This is a genomic window from Shewanella sp. SM74 (assembly GCF_025653725.1).
GTDB classification, from domain to species: domain Bacteria; phylum Pseudomonadota; class Gammaproteobacteria; order Enterobacterales; family Shewanellaceae; genus Shewanella; species Shewanella oncorhynchi.
On the sequence record NZ_JAKKRZ010000005.1, the window covers coordinates 71,086 to 92,736 of the forward strand.

Annotated in this window: 15 protein-coding genes; 12 read left to right on the forward strand and 3 right to left on the reverse strand. The window is 43.9% G+C overall.

The features are described from left to right. The first annotated feature begins 158 nt into the window (after window positions 1–158). From L5M49_RS07185 to oleD, 3 genes are all read left to right on the forward strand, one after another. Window positions 159–1,070, forward strand: a complete 912-nt coding sequence (locus tag L5M49_RS07185; RefSeq protein ID WP_168823602.1) for an alpha/beta fold hydrolase — start codon at window positions 159–161, stop codon at window positions 1,068–1,070. Further along, window positions 1,070–2,914 carry an olefin beta-lactone synthetase gene (gene oleC, locus L5M49_RS07190; protein WP_263265729.1) on the forward strand — a complete coding sequence of 615 codons (1,845 nt, stop codon included), beginning with the start codon at window positions 1,070–1,072 and terminating at the stop codon, window positions 2,912–2,914. The genes L5M49_RS07185 and oleC overlap by 1 nt, the downstream gene beginning before the upstream one ends. A 148-nt stretch (window positions 2,915–3,062) precedes the next feature. Continuing rightward, the gene (gene oleD, locus L5M49_RS07195) at window positions 3,063–4,208 is read left to right on the forward strand and encodes a 2-alkyl-3-oxoalkanoate reductase (protein WP_263265730.1); all 1,146 of its coding nucleotides are present in this window, start codon (window positions 3,063–3,065) and stop codon (window positions 4,206–4,208) included. 75 nt (window positions 4,209–4,283) lie between these two features. On the opposite strand, the gene L5M49_RS07200 is transcribed toward oleD, so the two are convergent. Continuing rightward, entirely contained in the window at window positions 4,284–5,837 is a 1,554-nt protein-coding gene (locus L5M49_RS07200; RefSeq protein WP_263265731.1) for a hypothetical protein, read from the reverse strand. Between the two features lie 391 nt (window positions 5,838–6,228). Here L5M49_RS07200 and L5M49_RS07205 point away from each other — a divergent pair, with 391 nt between their 5' ends. Continuing rightward, on the forward strand, window positions 6,229–6,468 hold the full coding sequence (locus L5M49_RS07205) for a DUF3624 domain-containing protein (protein WP_263265732.1): 240 nt from the start codon (window positions 6,229–6,231) through the stop codon (window positions 6,466–6,468). Between the two features lie 25 nt (window positions 6,469–6,493). Here L5M49_RS07205 and L5M49_RS07210 read toward each other — a convergent pair whose 3' ends face one another. Continuing rightward, complete coding sequence (locus tag L5M49_RS07210) at window positions 6,494–8,119, reverse strand: peptide MFS transporter (RefSeq protein ID WP_263265733.1); 1,626 nt, start codon at window positions 8,117–8,119, stop codon at window positions 6,494–6,496. Between the two features lie 690 nt (window positions 8,120–8,809). On the opposite strand from L5M49_RS07210, the gene L5M49_RS07215 reads away from it, so the two are divergent. The 8 genes from L5M49_RS07215 to L5M49_RS07250 all read left to right on the forward strand — a co-directional run bounded on the left by L5M49_RS07215 (window position 8,810) and on the right by L5M49_RS07250 (window position 20,073). Beyond that, a complete protein-coding gene (locus tag L5M49_RS07215) occupies window positions 8,810–9,796 on the forward strand; it encodes a TerC family protein (protein ID WP_263172190.1) in 987 nt (328 codons plus the stop codon). 195 nt (window positions 9,797–9,991) lie between these two features. Then, complete coding sequence (locus tag L5M49_RS07220; protein ID WP_198572166.1) at window positions 9,992–11,530, forward strand: hypothetical protein; 1,539 nt, start codon at window positions 9,992–9,994, stop codon at window positions 11,528–11,530. Between the two features lie 253 nt (window positions 11,531–11,783). Continuing rightward, complete coding sequence (locus L5M49_RS07225; RefSeq protein ID WP_219256113.1) at window positions 11,784–12,662, forward strand: ABC transporter ATP-binding protein; 879 nt, start codon at window positions 11,784–11,786, stop codon at window positions 12,660–12,662. A 12-nt stretch (window positions 12,663–12,674) separates the two neighbouring features. Then, the gene (locus tag L5M49_RS07230) at window positions 12,675–16,232 is read left to right on the forward strand and encodes an ABC transporter permease/M1 family aminopeptidase (protein WP_263265734.1); all 3,558 of its coding nucleotides are present in this window, start codon (window positions 12,675–12,677) and stop codon (window positions 16,230–16,232) included. Between the two features lie 172 nt (window positions 16,233–16,404). Beyond that, on the forward strand, window positions 16,405–18,126 hold the full coding sequence (locus tag L5M49_RS07235; RefSeq protein ID WP_263265735.1) for a phospho-sugar mutase: 1,722 nt from the start codon (window positions 16,405–16,407) through the stop codon (window positions 18,124–18,126). Window positions 18,127–18,300: 174 nt separating this feature from the next. Further along, complete coding sequence (locus tag L5M49_RS07240) at window positions 18,301–18,684, forward strand: VOC family protein (RefSeq protein WP_131525743.1); 384 nt, start codon at window positions 18,301–18,303, stop codon at window positions 18,682–18,684. A gap of 101 nt (window positions 18,685–18,785) precedes the next feature. Beyond that, window positions 18,786–19,235, forward strand: coding sequence for a GyrI-like domain-containing protein (locus tag L5M49_RS07245; protein WP_263265782.1), 450 nt, complete (start codon window positions 18,786–18,788; stop codon window positions 19,233–19,235). Window positions 19,236–19,359: 124 nt separating this feature from the next. Further along, a complete protein-coding gene (locus L5M49_RS07250) occupies window positions 19,360–20,073 on the forward strand; it encodes a helix-turn-helix transcriptional regulator (RefSeq protein ID WP_263265736.1) in 714 nt (237 codons plus the stop codon). Between the two features lie 105 nt (window positions 20,074–20,178). Here the strand turns inward: L5M49_RS07250 and L5M49_RS07255 are convergent, their stop codons facing one another. Beyond that, window positions 20,179–21,471: an aerolysin family beta-barrel pore-forming toxin gene (locus tag L5M49_RS07255; protein ID WP_263163283.1), complete on the reverse strand. Its 1,293-nt coding sequence runs from the start codon at window positions 21,469–21,471 to the stop codon at window positions 20,179–20,181. Window positions 21,472–21,651 lie beyond the last annotated feature (180 nt).

A 21,651-nucleotide genomic window follows, 5' to 3' on the forward strand; every position in this document is an offset into this window, starting at 1 on the left:
ACCTTTTCACGCCTTTGCTTGATGGCTGGCATACATTCGAGTCAACCCAGTAAGTCCATGATTCAGTTGATAGCTTAGTCTTTAGTTCTGTCGATAAGCTAAGCCAGCTGTACATAACCCGTTATTCGCTCTCATAAAGAATCAAGATAGGAAGCGTCATGTTAGACACTCTGTTGCCTTTTAAACGTCATTTTCTTAGCCGTAATGGCAACAAGCTACATTATATCAACGAGGGTCAAGGCGAGCCTGTGGTGATGGTTCACGGTAATCCTAGCTGGTCGTTTTACTACCGCAATCTTGTTAGCGCCTTAAAAGACACTCACCAATGCATAGTGCCGGATCATATCGGCTGTGGCCTGTCGGATAAGCCAGACGATAGTGGTTATGACTATACCCTTAAGAATCGTATCGACGATCTCGAAGCCCTGCTCGATAGCCTGAATGTGAAAGAAAATATTACCTTAGTCGTACACGACTGGGGCGGCATGATAGGTATGGGTTATGCGGCGCATTATCCTGAGCGCATTAAACGCCTAGTGATATTGAACACGGGCGCTTTCCATTTGCCCGAGACTAAACCATTCCCTTGGCCGCTGTGGATCTGTCGTAATACCCTGTTAGGCACTGTGTTGGTACGCGGTTTCAATGCCTTTTCGTCTATTGCTTCCTATGTGGGTGTTAAGCGTCAGCCGATGTCGAAATACATTCGCGAGGCGTATGTCGCGCCGTTTAACTCTTGGGCTAATCGCATTTCGACGCTGCGTTTTGTGCAGGATATTCCGCTGCGTGAAGGCGATAGAAATTATCAATTAGTCTCTGATATTGCTTCGAGTTTACCGCAGTTTGCCAAAGTGCCGACCCTGATTTGCTGGGGCCTCAAGGACTTTGTATTCGATAAGCACTTTTTAGCGAAATGGCGCCAACACATGCCCCATGCGACAGTGCATGAATTTGCCGATTGTGGTCACTACATTTTGGAAGATGCCAGCGATGAAGTGATTGCCCATATCAAAGGCTTTATGGCTGACGACCACGTAGAAGCGGCGCAGTCCGAACAGGCCGCAGGTTAATGTCGACCTTGCTTGAGACTGAAGTTGCTCCTTTAGTGACGCCGTTGGAAAAGTCACTTTTAAGTGGCACTTCTGCGTCAGCAACAATCAATGATGCCAATATTTGTCGTCATCTCAAGCAAGCCGCCCATGCCATTCCCCATCATCTTGCGGTAGCAGTACAAAGCGCTCAGGGCGCTTCTGTGGCGAATTTGCGTTACAGCGAGTTGGACTTTCTTAATCTAGACAGACAAAGCGATGCGATAGCCTTTGCGCTTAACGCCCATGGCATTGAGCGCGGCATGAAGGCTGTGCTTATGGTCACGCCGAGTTTGGATTTTTTTGCACTTACTTTTGCGCTGTTTAAAGCGGGGGTTATTCCTATCCTAGTTGATCCCGGCATGGGGATCCGCAATCTTAAACAGTGTTTTGCTGAAGCCGCGCCCGATGCCTTTATTGGTATTCCCAAGGCTCATATTGCTAGACGTCTATTTGGTTGGGGTAAGGGCAGTATTAAGTCATTACTCAATGTTGATGACGGCAAAACAGGCTTAGCGGCAAAGTTAATCCGTATCGGTACTGGTGCGATAAGTTTATCGACTCTGCTGCAAAGCACCTCAGTACAATCTTCTGCTCCAAAGTCTGAATATCCCATGGTGATGCTTAAATCTGATGAGATAGCGGCGATTTTATTTACCAGTGGCAGCACTGGCACGCCTAAGGGTGTGGTGTATAGCCATGGTATGTTTGAGGCACAAATTCAAGCGCTAAAAAACGATTATGGCATTTGCCATGGCGAGCGCGATTTAGCCACTTTTCCGCTGTTTTCACTCTTTGGTCCCGCACTTGGCATGGCGTCTATCGTTCCAGAAATGGATGCCAGCAAACCTATTACTGCTAATCCTGAATTTCTATTTGCCGCGATTGAGAAATATCAATGCAGTAATATTTTTGTTAATCCCGCTTTGCTCGAACGTTTAGGCCGCGCGGGGGAACAAAAACAGCATAAACTGCCCAGCGTACAGCGGGTGATTTCCGCGGGTGCGCCAGCCACCATTGCCTCCATCGCCCGTTTTAGTAAGATGCTGAGCCAAGGTGTGCCGATTTTAAATTCCTACGGCGCAACCGAATCTTTGCCTATTAGTATGATTGCCAGCGATGCGTTATTTGCCACGACTGACATCACAGATAACGGCGGTGGTATCTGTGTCGGTCGCGCTATCGATGGTGTGACGATTCGCATTATTGCTATCAGCGAAGAGGTTATTCCCGAGTGGGATGATGCCTTAGTGCTGAATAACGGTGAAATCGGCGAGATAGTCGTGCAGGGGCCTATGGTGAGTCAGTCCTATTATCTAAACAATAGTCAGCACGCTAGCCAAAACGAAAGCCAAGGCAAACGCGCGACTGCGGCGGCCAAGATTTGGGACTCGGCAACCGATACCGTTAGACACCGCATGGGCGATTTGGGGTATCTTGATGATCAAGGTCTTCTGTGGATGTGTGGTCGTAAGGCCCACAGAGTCGACGCTACCCTTAACGGATTGTTTGCTAAACGTTATTATTCCATTCCCTGCGAGCGCATTTTTAATACGCATCCCAATGTGAAGCGCTCCGCTTTAGTGGGAGTGAAAGTGGCGAACGAGATAGAGCCGTTAATTTGTATCGAACTCGACCAGTCATTGGTGTGCAATAAGAGTCAGCAGTTGTACCAAGATTTGATCGTCATCGCCGAGCAATTTACGCAGACTCAGGGCATAAGGCGGTTTCTTATCCATCCTGATTTCCCTGTGGATGTGCGGCATAATGCCAAGATTTTTAGAGAAAAATTAGCCGTTTGGGCACAATCACAAACGAAAGGTTGATTTAAAACTCCACGGCTTTTTCCTGCATTTTTACGTTATATTCTGTGTTCATTTGAACAAACTCGCTTATTTTTAAGCCCTTGTGCTTATTTTAAACTTATTACACCGACTTTAAGTTCATGTAAATGTGCTGAAATGGATACCCTTAATGACGAAAGACCCAATCAAGAGCACGACGCTTGCCCAATTTGATGCGGCTGAACAAACGGCACTGGCGCAGCTCGCGCTTAAGGTGCAACACGCCTTTGTCACGGGGGCGGGGGGATTTTTAGGTAAAGCGATTTGTCTGAGATTGTTAGCCGCGGGCATTAAGGTCACAGGTTTTGCGCGTGGGCATTATCCCGAACTTGAAGCGCTGGGCGTAGTCATGCTGCAAGGGGATCTAGTCAATAAAGATCTGCTGCAACAGGCGATGCAAGGCTGCGATATCGTATTCCATGTGGCGTCTAAAGCGGGTGTTTGGGGGGACAGAGACAGCTATTTTTGTCCGAATGTGAAGGGCGCTGCCAATGTGATTGCCGCTTGTAAGGCATTAAAAATAGATAAGTTAGTCTACACCAGTACCCCGAGTGTGACCTTTGCAGGGCAGGATGAATCGGGTATTGATGAGTCTACTCCCTATGCTACAAGATTCCTGAATCATTATGCCCACTCTAAAGCCATCGCTGAAAAGATGATGCTCGATGCCAATCAAGTGGGTGACATGCCACTTGAAAATCCTAGTGTGACTCAAGTATCTAGCCAAGTGACGACTCAAGCCACTGCACCCTATGCGTTAAAAACCGTCGCACTCAGGCCGCATTTGATATGGGGTCCTGGCGATCCCCATCTAGTACCTCGGGTCTTGTCGCGCGGGCGTTTAGGTAAGCTTAAACTGGTTGGCCGCGAAGATAAGCTAGTCGATACCATCTACATAGATAACGCTGCCTATGCCCATGTGCTGGCGGCACTGGAACTTTGCCAAGCAAAGCCTAAGTGTCAAGGGAAAGCTTATTTTCTGAGTAATGATGAACCCATCACTATGGCCGAGATGATCAATCTGATTTTGGCCTGCGATGCTTTACCGCCAGTGACTAAGCGTGTGCCTCAATCTGTCGCCTATGTAGCAGGCGCAGTATTGGAAAGTGTACATTACCTCCTAAAGAAGCAAGAAGAGCCCATGATGACGCGTTTTGTCGCACGGCAGTTATCCTGCAGCCATTATTTTGATATCAGCGCAGCTAAACGAGATTTAGGTTATCGTGCGCTGGTGACAATAGACGAGGGTATGTGTCGATTAAAGGCTTCGCTATAGATGTTTGATTAGTAAATAGAAATGGAAGAATAAATGCGTTTAAATTTGATTAATTAAACGCATTCTATTTACTGACTAAGAGTATTTTCTTATCGCGATGTCACACAGTTTGTTATATATTTTTTCAATTTGTAATTGGCTATTCATGTTTGCATGGAAATGAGTGGAGAATAAATTAGTTTCAGATTGTAAGAAATTATCATTCTGTAGTTCAATTGCATAATGCATATACTCTTCCCAATTACTAAACCTACGTTCCTCGGGGACTATGTTACTTATATGCCCATAGTTTAATGTCACTACGGGTAAGCCATTTATTATTGCTGTTTGAGAGCTTGTGCCGCCGCCAATTCTTTTAGGGTTCAAATAAACATCAGCCATCAAACAAACAGATGCTAAGTCATCTTGAAATCCAATGTTTATCACTTTTTTTCTATCAATTAATTCAGCGTCAAAATGACTTGAAAGACTAAAGCTATCTGTACCTGAGAAAATAATATGTGCATTTTTGTTGCTTTTAATGAGATAGTTGCAAATATCGACAAACTCAGCGTTTACTTCTCTATCCATCCTAGTGCTGACTACTAAATAAATGAAAGAATTATTATCCAGACCTAATTTTTCTTTTGAGGCGGGAATGTCAGCCTTTCCCTCTGGAGTGACCAACATGTTCTCGAGCATAAAGTCATTATGTTCATATTTAGATGCTAGCTCTTTATGGTTATCATCGAAAAGGCTCCCAGGAACAAAATAGCTATCGCAGTGTGCAAATGGGACTACACCACCAGTAGTTGCAAATATTGATGGATAAATTCCAAAAATAGCCTCCTGAACTAAAAGATTTTCACCATGTGAAATAACTGCATCTGTATCTAATGATTTAAGAATGTCTAAAATGTCTAATACCTTTCTTGATGACATCATCTGTTTTTCAATAGATATGATTTTAATTTTTTTATCTTTAAATTGCATGTAGTTAATATTTAAATTTGATGTTCCTTTTAAATTTTCATTAACATTGAATCCTATGGAGTTTATTAAACCAAGAGTGTTGTGGTAGTTAAATCCATTTGAATTAATAATTGTTACATTACAATTGTGATAAGCTTCTAAGTGGCATGCAATATTGAAAGATTCTCTGGTTGGGGAATGTCTCATTCCAAGAACTTGCGGGCTTAATATGGCAATGTTCTTAACTTTTTTAACATTTTTTTTGTTTTTATAGTTATATAGTCCTAACCAATTATTCAAGTCGTTAGATAGATTTTTAAAAATATTTCTTAATGATATTGTATTAACTGGGGTTGAGTTTGTAAATAAACGATTCCCAATATTCCAATATATTTCGTAAAAGCTTTGAGGTGACATGCTTGGTGGGCATGAATTGATGATTTTTTCTAGGAAGCTAGAGTTTTTTGTTAAGTCAAATAAAAAAAAGTACAAGGCATGTAAGTTGTCTATCGGTGGTTGATTTGTAAGATAGTGTTGTATCACTTGCTCTTTATTGTACTCATCAATCTGTTCATAAGCCGATCTTAACGTGCTCACGTATGAAAAAGATTCGCTATCTAATTTAGCTTCGATAAATATTAAATCTATAGTAAGAATTATGTCATTTGAAGAATTCATTAAGTGTTCCTATTTAATGATTGTTTGATAGGCTGGCTATGCTTGATAAAACAGTATGTTTACTATTTTTACATGGTTTTATTTAAATGATCAAGTATATGGTCTCTTGTTCGGGGCTATAAAACAGTACGGTTAATACTAAAGAATTTTAATGACTCTAGGTCAGTTGCATTTTGAGAATAGTATAACAGTTTTCTTCAGCTATTTATTACAAACTAAAAGTGTATCTTTAGATATTTAGCCATTTCCAAAGCTTGCTCGGAGTTTTCTATCTCATAATGACTTGACTTAGTAAATAAATTATATCGTGAGTTCTTTGTTGTATTTTCATTTGACTGTGTCGTAAGGTGTCGTTTGATATTAGATGAAGATTTTTAGTTAGAAGGCGATTATGAGTTGCGGTGATTGTAAAACGTCAATTTTCAGGCAAAAGATTGGTCGCTGCAAACGCTGTATGTGGCAGCTTACGGCTTTATCGGCCATCAGCTGGCCGCTGTGGTGGTGGCTTTATCGTGATGCGCCTAGGGATGTAAACTCGATTGCATTACTGTTTTTCTGCGCGGCTTTTACGGGGTTACTTGCTTTGCACCTTATCGTCTTGGCTTACCGTCGCCTCAGAGGGCGAAAGTAAGCCAACTGACTTTCTGTTTGTATGCTTAAACTGAGTTAGTTGCCATTTTCTCGTGCATCATTTTTTTCATTAATGGCGCAAGGGCAAAGAAGACTAATGCCATCACCACGCCAATTTGCGCCGAGAAGATAAACAGTTGCTCGTATAGCGCCATCGCACTCGGTACGTCACTTATCACGCCGCCTTGGGTATCAATCGCGGCGAGCTTGTTTAATTCGGCGGCTAAGATTTCAGAGTATGAAGTGCCGAGGAACCAAGCACCCATCATCAGGCTGACTACACGCTTTACCGAAAGCTGAGTCACGGCAGATAAGCCTATGGGCGACAACAATAACTCCCCGATTTCTAATACAAAATAAGCCGCGACTAAGAACCAAATACTCACTAAGCCACTGCTTAGCGGCATCTGGATCCCGAGCACAAGTACCATAAAGGATAAACCCGCGAACAAAATACCGAGTGCGGTTTTAACTGGTTTGCTCGGATCGCAATGTTTACGGGCGAGGGCAGGCCATAGCCAAGCAAAGATGGGCGATAAACTGATCACAAAGAAGGCGCCGAGGAAGGTTAACTGTCCCGCGCTCCATTCGAGGCCGAGCATATTGCGGTCCATCACGCGGTCCGAAAATGCTACCCATGAGCCGTAGGTTTGCTCATATAAGCCGAAGAAGACCAAACCTGCAACGATGAAAAGCAGCAAAGCCGACATCTGTTGACGTTCAATCGGATTACAATGTTTCACCATGAACCAGCCAATACCAATGGCAAGCACTAGTGATACTGAGTGCAAGAACCAAATCACTGGGCTCACTGCGGGTAATAAACTGCTAATCGAAAGTACGAGGGAGTGGGTTTGAATCAACCCCCAGACTATGATTACGCTGCCAATTGCGCTTAAGTAAATCCATTGTTCTGTCGTTATGCCGGCGGTTTTCTTTAAAATCCGCGCAGGATCTCTGGGTTCGGCGAAGCCTTGCAGATGTTTCTTGCCACGAATAAACACCAACAAACCCGCTAACATCCCCAAACCTGCCAAACCAAAACCGTATTTCCAGCCATAGGTTTCACCTAAATAAGCGCAAATTAGCGGGGCTAAGGTGGCGCCTAAGTTGATGCCCGCGTAGAAAATGGTAAAACCAGAATCTCGCTTAGCGGATGATTTAGGATAAAGCTGACCGACTATGGTGGAAATATTGGGTTTTAAAAAGCCCACTCCGACAATGATTAAGGCAAGGGATAAATAGAATACTTGCAGCGCTTGTTCATCCCGTTGAACTTCACCTGCAACGATAACCGCTTGATGGCCTTCAAAGGCCATACCTAAGTGGCCGAGCACCAATAAAACACCGCCAAAGATCACCGCTTTACGCATGCCGATATAGCGGTCGGCCAATAAGCCACCCACTACGGGCATGGCATACACTAAGGCACCGTAAGCACCAATCACGTTGTAACCAAATTCATCAGTAAATAGATGATATTTAATCAGGTAAAGAAATAGTAATGCTTTCATACCGTAGAAAGAGAAGCGTTCCCACATTTCGGTAAAAAAGCAGACAAATAAGCCTTTAGGATGCCCAAATAGCATTTCAGCTGGGGGCGAGCCTTGTGGGCCCTGCATTGCGTGCGGCGGGTTTTGTTCTATTGACACTTAAGACTCCCAATGCTGGCACTTTATGCGCCGAGCAGCTAATGATTCATTTTATCGTAATGAATTTTATTAATTATTTTTCATTATTTGTGATTATCGCGGCGCTTTTGATCGCTAAAAGACGGCGCTGTTGCAGCAGTTAATCACACTCGGATGATATGGAACAGCCAAGGGTCTTGAAAGTGATGAATATTTTGTATAACTAACATTTTTAGCCGTTCTTTAAGGCTCGCTATAGCAATACTAAGCGGTTAAATTAATTCATTTTCAGTTAAGAAATGAGTGCTAAATAGTGGCCATAATTCAACTGTGGCAGTTTTATCCTAGCGGCTTTAGCCTTGATTTAGCTGTAGTTCGTCGTTTAATGGATAGTGTAAGTTTTATGTTTGATAACGATTTTGTATTATTGGTAGGGTATCTACGCACTTGTTCGAGGCTGCTATCTAAAGGAATGTCACGAATGGGTGGGTTAGATGATTTTCTCAGGGAAGCGCTGTGATTGGGAAGTGAACTTATTCGAAGTATAAGTATAAATAAGCACCATAATCATATTGATTGTAAAAGAATTTTAATCTTGATAGTTGCATTTTTCATATAAGATTTCACAGTTTATATTTCTATAATGAGTTAATGTTTATCTGCTCAACTTTACTGATTTAGATCAGTCGTTATGTGTTACTAAGGAGACTTATGGAGTTTTTTACCACCCTATTTGTGGGTTACCCGCTTTGGGTTTGGTTAATGTTTTTCGGTTTTGTGCTGGCGTTATTAGCCTTTGACCTTGGCGTATTGCACAAGGATCAGCATGAAATTACCGTGGCTGAAAGTTTAAAGCTTTCAGCCTTTTATATCTGTATGGGCTTATTGTTTGGGGTCTGGCTCTGGTGGTACAAGGGTTCAACCGCCGGTATGGAATACCTAACGGGCTATCTGATTGAAAAATCACTGTCTATGGATAACGTATTTGTTATTGCGTTAATCTTCAGTAGCTTAGGTATCCCACGTTTATACCAACATAGAGTGCTCTTCTGGGGCATTATGGGCGTAATAGTGTTGCGCGCCATTATGATCGGTCTTGGTGCTGTGCTTGTTGCCCAGTATCAAGGTGTACTTGTGTTATTTGGACTCTTCTTGATTTTCACTGGCGTGAAAATGCTCTTCTCAAACGATGAGCACGGTGATATCCAAGACAATAAGTTTTATAAATGGTTACGCACTAAGATGCGTTTTACACCAACGCTGCATAAAGAAAAATTCTGGGTACGTGGCGAAGATCATCAGTTAACAAAAGGATGGTGGGCGACGCCGTTATTCTTGGCGTTGATCTTAGTGGAAACCGCGGATTTGGTGTTTGCAGTCGACAGTATTCCAGCTATTTTTGCGATTACTCAAGATCCTTTCATCGTCTATACCTCAAATATCTTCGCGATTCTGGGGCTACGTGCTTTGTATTTTGCGTTGGCTGCTATGGTGCACCGTTTTGAATACCTTAAATATGCGCTGTCAGTGGTATTAGTATTTATTGGGGTGAAAGTGGGTTTAGTGTATTTCAATCACGAGGGAATAGTGGACTTTACTATCCCAACAGCAGTGTCCCTTGGTGTGACTTTTGGTCTGTTAGTCTTAGGTGTCTTGTATTCGCTGTGGAAGACGCGCGGGCAAGAAGTTGAGAAATAGCTTGGACGGCTAGTCCAATAAGCAATATGTTTCGGCCGTTTAGTCATGCTAAACGGCCTTTTTTATATCCTTAATATGTGAATCGTTAAGCTTTACAGAAGATGTTAAAAATTAGTCTATGCTTAATTTGAGCCGTTGTTAGTTTTAGGCTCACAAAGGGAGTTTTTAGGACTAATACTCTTCAAGGACGATATTATGAAACTCAACATTACCGCCATACTTCTGCTCACCGTTTGTTCATTGACAGCAGTCAACGTAAAAGCTGCAGATAAACAATCGACGAACATTACATCTAATGCAAACTCAACCTGTACTGGAGCCTATCCAAGTTACTTCCAAGATCCTGCTTTTGCAAAAACAGGCATGTGGGACAATCAAGTCATTATCAACCAAGCTTATTCTGGCTGGAAGGGGCCTATTTTTAGCCTCAGTGATGCTTATTCGAGTGCTAAACCAGATAGTGCTGCACCTTGGCTTAAATTCAATCCCTTCGATAAAAATCTGAGTGAAAGTGATAAAAATACCCAAGCTGAGCAATACCTCTGGGCTGTGATGAAGTACATCCAAGAGGGAAACATCGACAAAGGCGATGTCAGTAAAGACTGGGATCTGTGTAACAACAAGGTGCGCTCTTGGTACCATATTCCCTATCAGACCTATGATCCCATGAGTGGGCGGGAATTTATCCATGGCTTGACCCGAGAAGCCCCCGTTACTATGGAGATAAAAGGCCAAGGCTCCCTTAAAACCACTATGTGGGCGGTGGGCTTTTATAATCCTCAGGCGGCAAACAGCATTGGCAAGGTATGGACCGGGGCACCATCACCTGTGATGCCCCAGCAAAACTTTGCATTTAATGAAGGCAGTGTGATTGGCAAGTTACTGTTCACAACCGCAACGCCTAATAACTATCCTTTCCTTGAAAATGTACCTGTTTGGCAAGCCAATATTAGTGCCAGTGATTTCTGTGTATGTAAAAACGCCGATGGCAGTGCCTGTAGTTTCCAACAGGAAACAGAGCAATGCCCGCGCTCTGTCGCCGATGTGTACTTATTGCAGTTTGATATTGCAGTGCGCGACAGCCGTTCACCCGTGGGCTGGGCCTATGGCACTTTTGTCGCCGATGGTCAGTTTAAAGCGAAAGAGAAAAATCCTTGGGATCGTATCTCACCTCTGGGATTAATGTGGGGGAATGACACGCCGCCAGCAACAGTGGGAGCGGCAGCATTCCCTCAAAACCCAATCACAGGGCTTAAGGATAGCGCCGTATTTCAAGAGGTCGTTGGCCGTTTGAATGAGCACACCAATGCGGGACACTTAGGGTGTAATGGGCGTTTAAATGGCCCTGCGGATAATGCATTAAGTAGCTGTTTATCTTGTCATCAAACTGCTTCAGTTCCCGATAGTACCAATAATACACCAGCAATCCTGTACCAATTTGCCTCGTATCAAGAGCCGGGCAGTGGTCAATGTTTAACATCGCCCAGCGCCCTCGATTTATCGATTGACCAAGTGTACTTCAAAACCTTTATGTGTTCTGCGTCCTTCGTTGGACCCAGTAACATAGTCCCTGCACCTAAATATACTCAAGGGCAAAAACAGTGGATTTCTACTGATTTTTCATTGCAGCTCAGTATCAGTCTCACCCAGTGGCAAGAATGGCAACAAGACCAAGATAATCTGAAAAAGAATATCAAAGTACGTGTATTTGATGGCACTTTACCCTCGCGCTAATGTTGGCGTTTATGTAACTAATTGTATTTAGTAAGCCATATTTTAATTCGTGGCATATTTTTACTTTTATATTGTATTTCAATAGCAAGGGACTCAAATAGAGTCCCTTTTGCTATTTTAGGGATTAAGAATATGTAGTTTGTTTTGCTTGCTAGCATTCTGTAAGTACATGAATATCTTGATAACTACTGTAAAGGTTAATTTTATGTGATAGTTTGTCGGTATTTTGAACTCACAGACGCAAGAGGGAAGCATGCTGACTATTTCTAATCTCACTAAAACCTATGATAACGGTGTTAAAGCACTCGATGGTGTTGATTTAACGATTTCCAAAGGGATGTTTGGTTTACTCGGACCCAATGGCGCGGGCAAGTCATCACTCATGCGTACCATTGCCGCCCTGCAAAGTGCCGATAGTGGCAGCATAGTGTTTGACGGTATTGATGTATTAGCCGATCCTCAAGCGCTGCGTAAAACCTTGGGATATTTGCCCCAGGACTTTAATGTTTATCCGCGTATTAGCGCCTATGACCTGTTAGATCATTTAGCCATTCTTAAGGGCATTAATCAAAGCAAGTTGCGTAAAGAAGCAGTTGAAGGATTGCTGGCACACACCAATCTTTATCAGCATAAAAATAAAGCCGTGAGTGGTTTCTCTGGCGGTATGCGTCAGCGCTTTGGTATTGCTCAGGCCTTACTTGGGGATCCTAAGTTATTGATTGTGGATGAGCCTACCGCGGGTCTCGATCCCGAAGAACGTAACCGTTTCCATAATTTGCTGGTGAGTTTAGGCGAAGAAAAAGTGGTAATCCTCTCGACTCACATTGTCGAAGATGTGTCTGAGCTCTGCGCTAATATGGCGGTTTTGGCATCGGGTAAAATTCTGCTTCAAGGCAATCCACATCAATTGGTGGGTGAATTAACGGAAAAAATTTGGACTAAGACTGTGAGTCAAGCACAGGCACAGGAGCTTGAAGCGCAATTACCTGTGATTTCTAAGCGTTTATTAGCGGGACGCACAGTCCTTAATGTGATGGCTGAAACTTGTCCTGAAGGATTTACCTCTGCGACTGCTGGGCTTGAAGATCTGTATTTTTCGACTTTGCTCAGTCACCGCCGTCAGGCTGCCTAAGGAGATATCAATATGTTGTTATCAATGCTTAGGTTTGAGTGGCGTTATTATTTGCGTCAGCCATCCTTTTATGTTGTTTCTTTTCTATTGTTTTTAATGAGTTTTCTATCAGTCGTCTCTAACAATATTCAAATTGGTAGCGGCGGTGAGGTGATGAAAAACAGCCCATTTGGGATTACTCAAACCATGTTGATCATGGGACTCATTTCCATGTTTGCCGTGGTGAATTTTGTGGGTAGCACGGCTATCCGCAATCATCAGCATTTGATGGAAGAGCTGATTTATAGCAAACCTCTATCACCATTTGCATACCAATTTGGTCGATTTCTCGGCAGTTTTGTTGTGGTGATGATGGTATTTGCCTTTATCCCCATAGGGTTAATGCTCGGCTCTTTTATGCCATGGGTCGATGCTAGCCGTTTTGGACCTTTTGCGTTATCGAATTATCTTGTGCCGTATTTTTTACTCGCCATGCCGACTTTGCTGCTGATCTCGACTCTATTCTATGCGATGGCAAGTCATTTTCGTTCCTTAATGGCGCTCTATCTGACCGCAGTAGCCATGTTGGTGCTTTATACCTTGACGGGCGAAATGGCGAGTCAGCCACAATATCGTACTATTGCTGCTTTGCTTGATCCCTTTGCGCTGCGCACCTTTGCCGAAGTGACCCGTTACTGGACCATTAGCGAGAAGAATAGCCAGTTAATTGAATTCTCAGGACTCGTACTGCAAAACAGGGCGATATGGTTTGGAATTGCCTGCGTGTTACTGGCCGTTTCAGGGATTTTCCGTCAGCCGAGTTTGACTAAGAAACGTGAGAAAAAATCCGATAAAGCAGGAAAAGTTCCTAGCTTAGTGCCTTTGGCACAATTGGCTATGGCAACTGAGCCTAATGGTCGCCAGCAATTTTGGACGCGGGTTAAATTTGAAGTACGGCAAGTACTATTTACCGCGCCATTTGTGGTGTTAGGTGTGCTGACTATTTTCAATTTAGTCGGCCCCATGTTCGATGATTTTGGTTGGTACGGCACATCTAATTGGCCATTAACCCAAGATATGGTGAATAACATTGCCGGCGCGACTGGGCTATTGATGGTGATAGTGCTGATTTATTACAGCGCAGAAATCGTCTGGCGTGAACGCAGTTCAGGAATGGGGGATATCGTCGACAGCGTTCCTGTATCAAACTTAAGCTTTTGGGGCTCAAAGCTTGTGTCTGTGGTCATAGTGATGACCTTGCTGTACGTGCTCGCTATGTGTACCACCATTGTTTTCCAACTGATAAAAGGTCAAGCCAATCTTGAGATTGCTCAATACCTTATCAGGCTGGGTTTTTATTATCTTTTGCCGCTGTTGATGACTGCTGTGCTGGCGTTTTTCTTACAAGTGCTTAGCCCAAATAAGTACGCAGGTATGGGGTTATTTGTTGCTTATTATTTAACGACGTTTGTCATGGCAAACTGGGGATTTGGCCATAGCTTATATAACTTTGGTCAATCACCGACCTTAATTTACTCGGATATGAACGGCTACGGTTGGGGCTTATTAAGTCATGCACTCTATATGATTTACTGGGGGGCTTTTAGCCTTATCCTGTTTGTTTTAGGTTATGGCTTGTACCATCGCGGACCGCAGCAGAGCCTTAAAACCCGTATGGGATTACTGAGTTATCAGCTTGGTTTTAGTGGCAAAGTCATTGTAAGTGTTGCTTTGGTGGTATTTTTGGGCATGGGCAGTTATTTGTTCTACCAAACAAAAGTGTTGAATCATTATTTAACCCAAGATGAAACCACAGATCTGCAAGCTGATTATGAGAAGGCCTTCAAACAATACCAAAGCATGCCGATTTTAGTGGCCACTAAGGTCAATGCGAATATTGATATTTTCCCTGAAGAGCGAAAAATTGTTGCTAAGGTGATATTCGAATGGCAAAACAAGTCAGATAAGCCAATCGAAAGGATGTTAGTGCAGTGGCCCGAGCATACTGAGGCCGAAACGGTAAAAATCAATATCCCGAATACAAACTTAGGTGAGTTAGATAGCCGCTATCGCAATGCTTGGTTGGCCTTTTCGACACCTGTGCAGCCTGGGCAAGTGGTGCAAGGGGACATTCAATTAGTACGTCAGTCTGTGGGTATTGCCGAAGCTGGCTTTGATATGTCAGTGGTTGAAAATGGCACCTTCATCAACAACTTCGAACTATTGCCCCTCTTTGGTTATCAAGACGGCTATGAGCTGATGGATCGCCACGAGCGCGAAAAGCGCGATTTAGCCGAAAAAGCTCGAGCGAACAAGCTTGAAGACAGCCGTTACTACACGCAAAACTTCTTTGGTGTCGATGGTGATTTCATTCAGTTTGAAGCCACTATTTCGACAAGTGTAGATCAAATTGCATTAGCGCCAGGGTATTTGCAAAAACAGTGGCAGCAGGATGGGCGTGAGTATTTCCATTATTCAATGGATAGCCCTATGGTGAATTTCTACGCGATTATTTCGGGCCGTTATCAGGTGGAAAAAACTGAGCACAATGGTGTTGCGGTTGAGGTTTACTACCATGCGGAGCATCCTTGGAACATTGCGCGCATGATAGAGTCGGTTAAAGATTCTATCGATTACTACACACAAGCATTTGGGCCTTATCAGCATAAGCAAATGCGAATTATGGAGTTTCCGGGTTACCGTAGTTTTGCACAAAGTTTTGCTAATACAGTGCCTTACTCAGAGCGTATTGGTTTTATTACTGATTTACGCAATGAGGATAATATCGATCCTGTGTATTACGTCACAGCCCATGAAGTGGCGCATCAATGGTGGGGACACCAAGTGGGCGCTGCGGATGTGCAGGGCAGTGCTGTGATATCCGAAAGCTTGTCACAGTATTCGGCGCTGATGGTGCTGGAGAAAAAGTACGGCGATAAAATGATCCGTAAATTCTTGAAATATGAATTAGATAGATATTTACGTGGCCGTTCATCCGAGTCCATAAAAGAGATGCCTTTGCTGCGCAGTGAAAATCAGCAGTACATTCATTATCAGAAAGGCTCAGTGGTGATGATGGCCATTAAAGATGTGTTGGGTGAAGAGAAACTCAACGCTAATTTGAAGGCATTCTTAGCACGTTATCAGTATCGTAACGATCCTTTCCCAACCACATTGGATTTAGTGAGTTACCTTGAGCAAGGGACAGATGAAGCGCAAGCTCGCTTTATCGATGAGTCTTTTAATGACATCACGCTCTACGATCTTAGGTTAACCAATGCGGTCATGACCACTCTGCCCGATGGTAAGACGCAAGTTGACTTGAGCATTTATGCCAGTCGCAAAGTCGCGAGTGGTAAAGGTGAAGAAACCGAACAACCTTTAGACGCCATCATCGACATCGGTGCCTTTAGTGCCGATCCCGATAAGCTAAAGGATGACAAACAGGTATTATTGATTGAGAAGCATAGGCTGGTCAGTGGTGAAAACAAGCTGACGATCACTTTGGCTGAAAAACCCAGTTATGTGGGGGTCGATCCCTTTGTGAAGCTCATCGACAGAGATACGAAGGACAATATCTTTAAACTCTAAATCCGTTTTGAAACCAGTTTGTTAAAACCAACGCACTATCTGGCATGACCTGTTAGATAGTGCGTTTTTTATGGCAATACCCTTGGCTCATTTTGAAATTAATGCAAATTAGCTTGTTCTTCTACGTGCTTTTTCCTAAGGTGATTGCAAATGATTTTCAATGAGGCGTGATATGAATACCCATCTACAGTTACAGGTAAACCATTGGCTTGAAAATGATCCAGACCCTCGCACTCAAGCCCAGTTACAAACCCTAATTGATAGCGGCAATGATGCCGAACTCGCAGCGCGATTTGCGGGGCGCTTGGAGTTTGGCACCGCAGGATTACGCGGTGTCGTCGGTGCTGGGCCTATGGGGATGAACCGTTTGGTGATCCGCCAAACCTCGGCTGGTCTTGGTGCTTATCTACTTGATCAGATTAAAGATGCCGCCGAGCGTGGCGTAGTGATTGGTTTTGATGGTCGCCACGACTCATTTAATTTTGCCCATGATGCGGCGAGTGTGCTCACCGCTATGGGGATTAAGGTACGCTTAACGTCCAAAGTAGCGCCAACGCCGTTGGTGGCCTTTGGGGTAAAACATTTTAATGCGGCAGCGGGCATTGTGGTGACCGCGAGTCATAACCCGCCGCAATACAATGGCTATAAAGTCTATTGGGAGAATGGCGCGCAGATTATTCCGCCCCACGACTCTGGCATTGCCGCGCAAATTGAGCGCGCAGCAAATCAAGCGATTCCGTTTTTAGAGCATGATGACGCGGTAAAACAAGGTAAGTTAATTATCCTGCAGGACGATTTTTACCAAAGCTATCGCCATGGCGTGCAGCAAGCTGAGGTGCTGCAAAACCATACCGCTCCTGAAAAGGTCAGTTTAGCCTATACCGCCATGCACGGCGTGGGTGCTGAAATGGCCGAAACGGTATTGAAAGATGCAGGTTTCACCCAAGTGTATTCGGTTGCCTCCCAGCGTGAACCCGATGGCGATTTCCCGACGGTTAACTTCCCAAACCCTGAAGAAAAAGGGGCTATGGATTTAGTGATTGCCGAGGCGAAAAAACACGGCGCTATGCTCGCCTGTGCTAACGATCCCGATGCCGACCGTTTTGCGGTTGCAGTGCGTAAAGAGGATGGCGAGTATCAGATGTTGACGGGCGATCAAGTCGGTGTGCTCTTTGGGCATTACTTGTTATCTCACGCCAAAGATAATCAACGACTTACGGGCACAACGATAGTGTCATCGAGCCTGTTATCTAAAATTGCTCAAGGGTTTGGCACGCAAAGCTTTACCACGCTCACCGGCTTTAAGTGGCTGATGAATGTGGGGATTGCAAGAACTTCGCCTGAGGATCAATTCCTGTTTGCCTATGAAGAAGCCCTTGGCTATACGGTGGGCAGCATGGTGTGGGATAAAGATGGCTTGTCGGCGCTGGTGGCATTTGCCCAATTGACTGCCGAGCTGGTGGCGAAGGGGCAAACGATTTGGGATAGACTCGAGCAAATTTACCGTGAGCATGGGTTCCATCTCAATGCGCAGGTGAGCATTGCTTTAAAACCTGACACGCCCAATATTGGCGCCTATTTGCGCGAGCATCCACCGGTGAAGATTGGTGAGTTAGATGTGCTCTCAACCGATGATTTAAAGGCGCTTGAGCGTCGTTTTGCCGATGGAAATGTTGAGAAAATCGACTTACCACCGAGCGATGTATTGACTTACTGCTTAGCGGGCGGGGCTCGGGTGATCGTCAGACCATCTGGCACAGAACCTAAAATTAAGTGCTACTACGAAGTGGTAGAAACTATGGTTGATACGGATACCTTAGCCAGCGCCCAAGCGAGGGCGAGCAAAGCCATGGATGATTTTATTCAGGCACATCAAGCCAGTTTGCCAAAATAATCTTGGTTGCTGGTTAAGTTAAAACGCCAAAATTCACTTTTATTAAAAGGCTACTGACATCATGCTGTCAGTAGCCTTGTTTTATTCTTGTTGTCGCCCGTTAATGATTCTGTCCTGAATTGTACGAATAAGGTTTTGAATCATTGATATTTTTTCAACAAGGAGAAAGTGAAAATGTTATCTATTGCACCGTTAGTTTGGGGTGAAATTCCTGTCAGTGACATGAACCGTGCCATTGCTTTTTATCAGCAGCATTTTGGGGTCGAGTTTAAACGTGACGATATGGAAGACATGGAATATGCGACCATAGTCACTGAGGATGCGAGTGCGGCGAGCATAGGGCTAGTCAAGTGCAGTATGAGCCAGCCGTCAATGCAGGGCAGCACAGTGTATTTGCATTTCAGCGCACAATTGCAACCTTTAGTGGATAAACTGATCGCAGCAGAGGTGACGATTATCCTGCCAGTCACACCGATAAAAGACGGTGAGTGTGGTTATATCGCCTTATTTGCCGATAGCGAAGGTAACAAAGTGGGTCTGTGGTCTAAGGATAAGTAGTCGTAAGTGATTAATGTATTAGCGTCGTGGCCTTAAGGCACGACGCTAAAATCACGCAATTAACTAAAGCATGGGTTTAGATTTCTATGGAAGAAACAAAGATGGATGTGGTTTATATTGATGCTCGACCGTTACTTGGACTAAGCACCCGCACGAATAATCGGGCAGAAATGTCTGTCGATAGCGCTAAAATTGGCAGTTTATGGCAAGCCTTTTTTGAATCATCCCAGCTCACCGCTATGCTCAATTCGCCCATGTATGGCGTGTATTATGACTATGAGTCAGACATGAATGGCGAGTTTTCTGTGCTGGTGGGTAAGGCAATTGATGCCCCTGTTGATGCAAGTCATTTTACGCCATTGGAGCTTAACGCGGGCAAGTACCTAAAATTCACCGCTCAGGGTGATATGCCCCAGTGTGTTATCGATCTTTGGGGGCAAGTGTGGGGTTATTTTAGCGTGGCTGATTGCTTTCATCAGCGACGCTATCAAACGGATTTTGAAGTCTATCTCAGCGCCACTGAGGTTGAGATCTATATCGGGATTTTATGATTTAAATCGTAAACTATCACTCAAGTGAGTATCACTCAAGTGAGTATCAGGATATGTCAGTGATTTATGTAAACTCACAATGCTTAATCAACTGATAGGCAACTAAAGGATTAAATCAGAGTCAATGCGCCGCGCTGATCGCCTATTTCAAATAGTGCAAATTCTTAAACATAAACGCCTGACCACAGCCCAAGAATTGGCTGAACGGTTAGAGGTGTCCACACGCACTATTTACCGTGATGTGCAGGATTTGTGTTTAAGTGGCATTCCCATTGAAGGGGAGGCGGGGGTCGGCTATTTGTTGCGCCACGAGGTGAATGTTCCGCCCTTGATGTTTAACGAAGCCGAACTCGAAGCGATTCAAGTTGGCATGCGTATGGTGCAAACTTGGGGTGGTAAGGAGCTAGGTAGCGCCGCGAGGCAGGCGATGATTAAAGTCGAAGCTGTGTTGCCTAAACGATTACAAGCCTATCAATCCCTAATGTTTTCACCGGATTTTTACCTCGATTCCAATGAGTTTCAATTCCTCGATCCCTTGCGTAATGCGGCTCAGCGCCGCGAATACGTCAAACTCTTCTATCAAGACGTCAAACTGGATGTTACCGAGCGGGAAGTTAGGCCGCTCGCCATCTATTTTTGGCGTGGTACTTGGACCTTACTGACATGGTGTGAGCTACGTGCTGATTTTCGTAATTTCAGGGTCGATCGCATCACGGGTCTTGTGCGGTTAAACCGTCATTTTGCTCTCACTCTCGGGCAAGAGCTTGAAGATTATATTTGCCTGATGGATGAGCAATCGAAGGCGCGAGCAGAAGCGAAAGAAAAGCCACTCGAATGAGTGGCTTTGTATTACATTTCTAATTTGCTAGTAACTGGCTGGTTGTATAGAGATCTCTCTGATACTAGTGTCATAGCTGTTATTGAGAGCCTAAGCTCACCGTTTTTAATTGTTTAACATGACTTCGCTTGATTGCGAAATATTCAGTTTTTTGATTAAACCATCTTCATCATTGTTTTGGATCTCGCCGACGGCAACCTGAATATTGCGACTCAGTCCTAACTTTTGAGCGCTTTTAGGGCGATTAGCAATGTCTTCATCCGTTAGTGGATAGGATTCACTGGCATCGATATTAAATTGACTCGAATCTATTGCAGTAAATTTACCGCTGATAGGTGCGCCATGTTGTCTAACAATATTCGCCAATTGCCACTCAAACCCACTTTTTGACTGTGCCGAATTAATCGCTGCAGGCCAATCCCATACACCATAACCGTTTATATCTTGATGAAGATATTGATCGACTAAGGCTTCTGGTCCATTCAGATTATTCGCATTCGCTCCGCCAAAGGTGTAAGGGAAGTTAGGTCTATTTGTCGGATGATTAATATGCGCATTACCACCCCATTTTAAGAAGTTCTCATATTTTATATCGTACATCATATATAAACTTGAGGTGTATGGGACATCCGCCTTTTGTTTAAATAGGGTGATTGAGATATAACGTTTGCTGCGAGGCGGCATAATTGCTCGGTACTGCGCCTGACTCGAAATCGTTGTACTTTTGCCGTCGGTTTCACTCCAACCTTGGCTGGCAGAAAATTCGGCGCTGATTTCAGAACTCGCTCCACCTATTCCTGGAATACCCACTTCATATTTATTGGTTACGCTAATTTTCTCGGAGAAAGAGAAATTATCGGTTTTGGCCCAGCTAGTGGTGTAATCATAGTTTAGGGTGGCCACACCGGTATCTTCGGTATCGCCCCAGTTATAGATAACCACGGGAGCAGTATAAATAGCCTCACGATCATAAACTTGAGGTGAACCTAACTTTAGACTTTGAGGATTAGTGACGAAATGAATATTTTGTAAATTTACCTTCAAACGTTCATTCGCTCTGTAGCCGCTTGCATAAGGATCATTGCCGTTATAGCGGGCTTTAAGACTGTATTCGTTGCTCGACTCTCTTCTGACTTCGATGTCTTCACCAACATACTGGGATGCTGTACCGCCAGCCCATGCATATCCGAGATGGTGTCCTAAGGAGAATAACGAGCTGATAAACGAGGGGTCGTTAATTGCATCATTTTTAAGCGAATCAAGATCAGGGGCAGCGTGTTCTACCATTGACAGTTTTGGAATAGTATTCGGAATAGCGGCTTCGGCCAACAAAGAAACAGTTCCAAGTGCGGTTAAACAGGATAAAGTTAATATACCCAGGCTAGATTTTGTTCTCATGATTGTTCCTTTATTTTAATAAAATACGTCCTTTCATTGAGAGCGCCGATGGCAATTATATGTAGTCATAAATCATATAAATAATCATTACTGCTAGGCACATCTAAAAACTAGCACTTTTATTTTTATTAAACAAAATAAAAATGAATTAATTTAAGATGTGTTTGAGTTTGGTTAAAA

What these genes read in the sequence shown, in the direction of transcription:
- oleC (WP_263265729.1), top strand. Translation starts at nt 1,070, where the DNA reads ATGTCGACCTTGCTTGAGACTGAAGTTGCTCCTTTAGTGACGCCGTTG.
- L5M49_RS07250 (WP_263265736.1), top strand. Translation starts at nt 19,360, where the DNA reads ATGCGCCGCGCTGATCGCCTATTTCAAATAGTGCAAATTCTTAAACAT.
- L5M49_RS07205 (WP_263265732.1), top strand. Translation starts at nt 6,229, where the DNA reads ATGAGTTGCGGTGATTGTAAAACGTCAATTTTCAGGCAAAAGATTGGT.
- L5M49_RS07240 (WP_131525743.1), top strand. Translation starts at nt 18,301, where the DNA reads ATGTTATCTATTGCACCGTTAGTTTGGGGTGAAATTCCTGTCAGTGAC.
- L5M49_RS07230 (WP_263265734.1), top strand. Translation starts at nt 12,675, where the DNA reads ATGTTGTTATCAATGCTTAGGTTTGAGTGGCGTTATTATTTGCGTCAG.
- L5M49_RS07235 (WP_263265735.1), top strand. Translation starts at nt 16,405, where the DNA reads ATGAATACCCATCTACAGTTACAGGTAAACCATTGGCTTGAAAATGAT.
- L5M49_RS07225 (WP_219256113.1), top strand. Translation starts at nt 11,784, where the DNA reads ATGCTGACTATTTCTAATCTCACTAAAACCTATGATAACGGTGTTAAA.
- L5M49_RS07245 (WP_263265782.1), top strand. Translation starts at nt 18,786, where the DNA reads ATGGATGTGGTTTATATTGATGCTCGACCGTTACTTGGACTAAGCACC.
- L5M49_RS07255 (WP_263163283.1), bottom strand. Translation starts at nt 21,471, where the DNA reads ATGAGAACAAAATCTAGCCTGGGTATATTAACTTTATCCTGTTTAACC.
- L5M49_RS07185 (WP_168823602.1), top strand. Translation starts at nt 159, where the DNA reads ATGTTAGACACTCTGTTGCCTTTTAAACGTCATTTTCTTAGCCGTAAT.
- L5M49_RS07215 (WP_263172190.1), top strand. Translation starts at nt 8,810, where the DNA reads ATGGAGTTTTTTACCACCCTATTTGTGGGTTACCCGCTTTGGGTTTGG.
- oleD (WP_263265730.1), top strand. Translation starts at nt 3,063, where the DNA reads ATGACGAAAGACCCAATCAAGAGCACGACGCTTGCCCAATTTGATGCG.
- L5M49_RS07200 (WP_263265731.1), bottom strand. Translation starts at nt 5,837, where the DNA reads ATGAATTCTTCAAATGACATAATTCTTACTATAGATTTAATATTTATC.
- L5M49_RS07220 (WP_198572166.1), top strand. Translation starts at nt 9,992, where the DNA reads ATGAAACTCAACATTACCGCCATACTTCTGCTCACCGTTTGTTCATTG.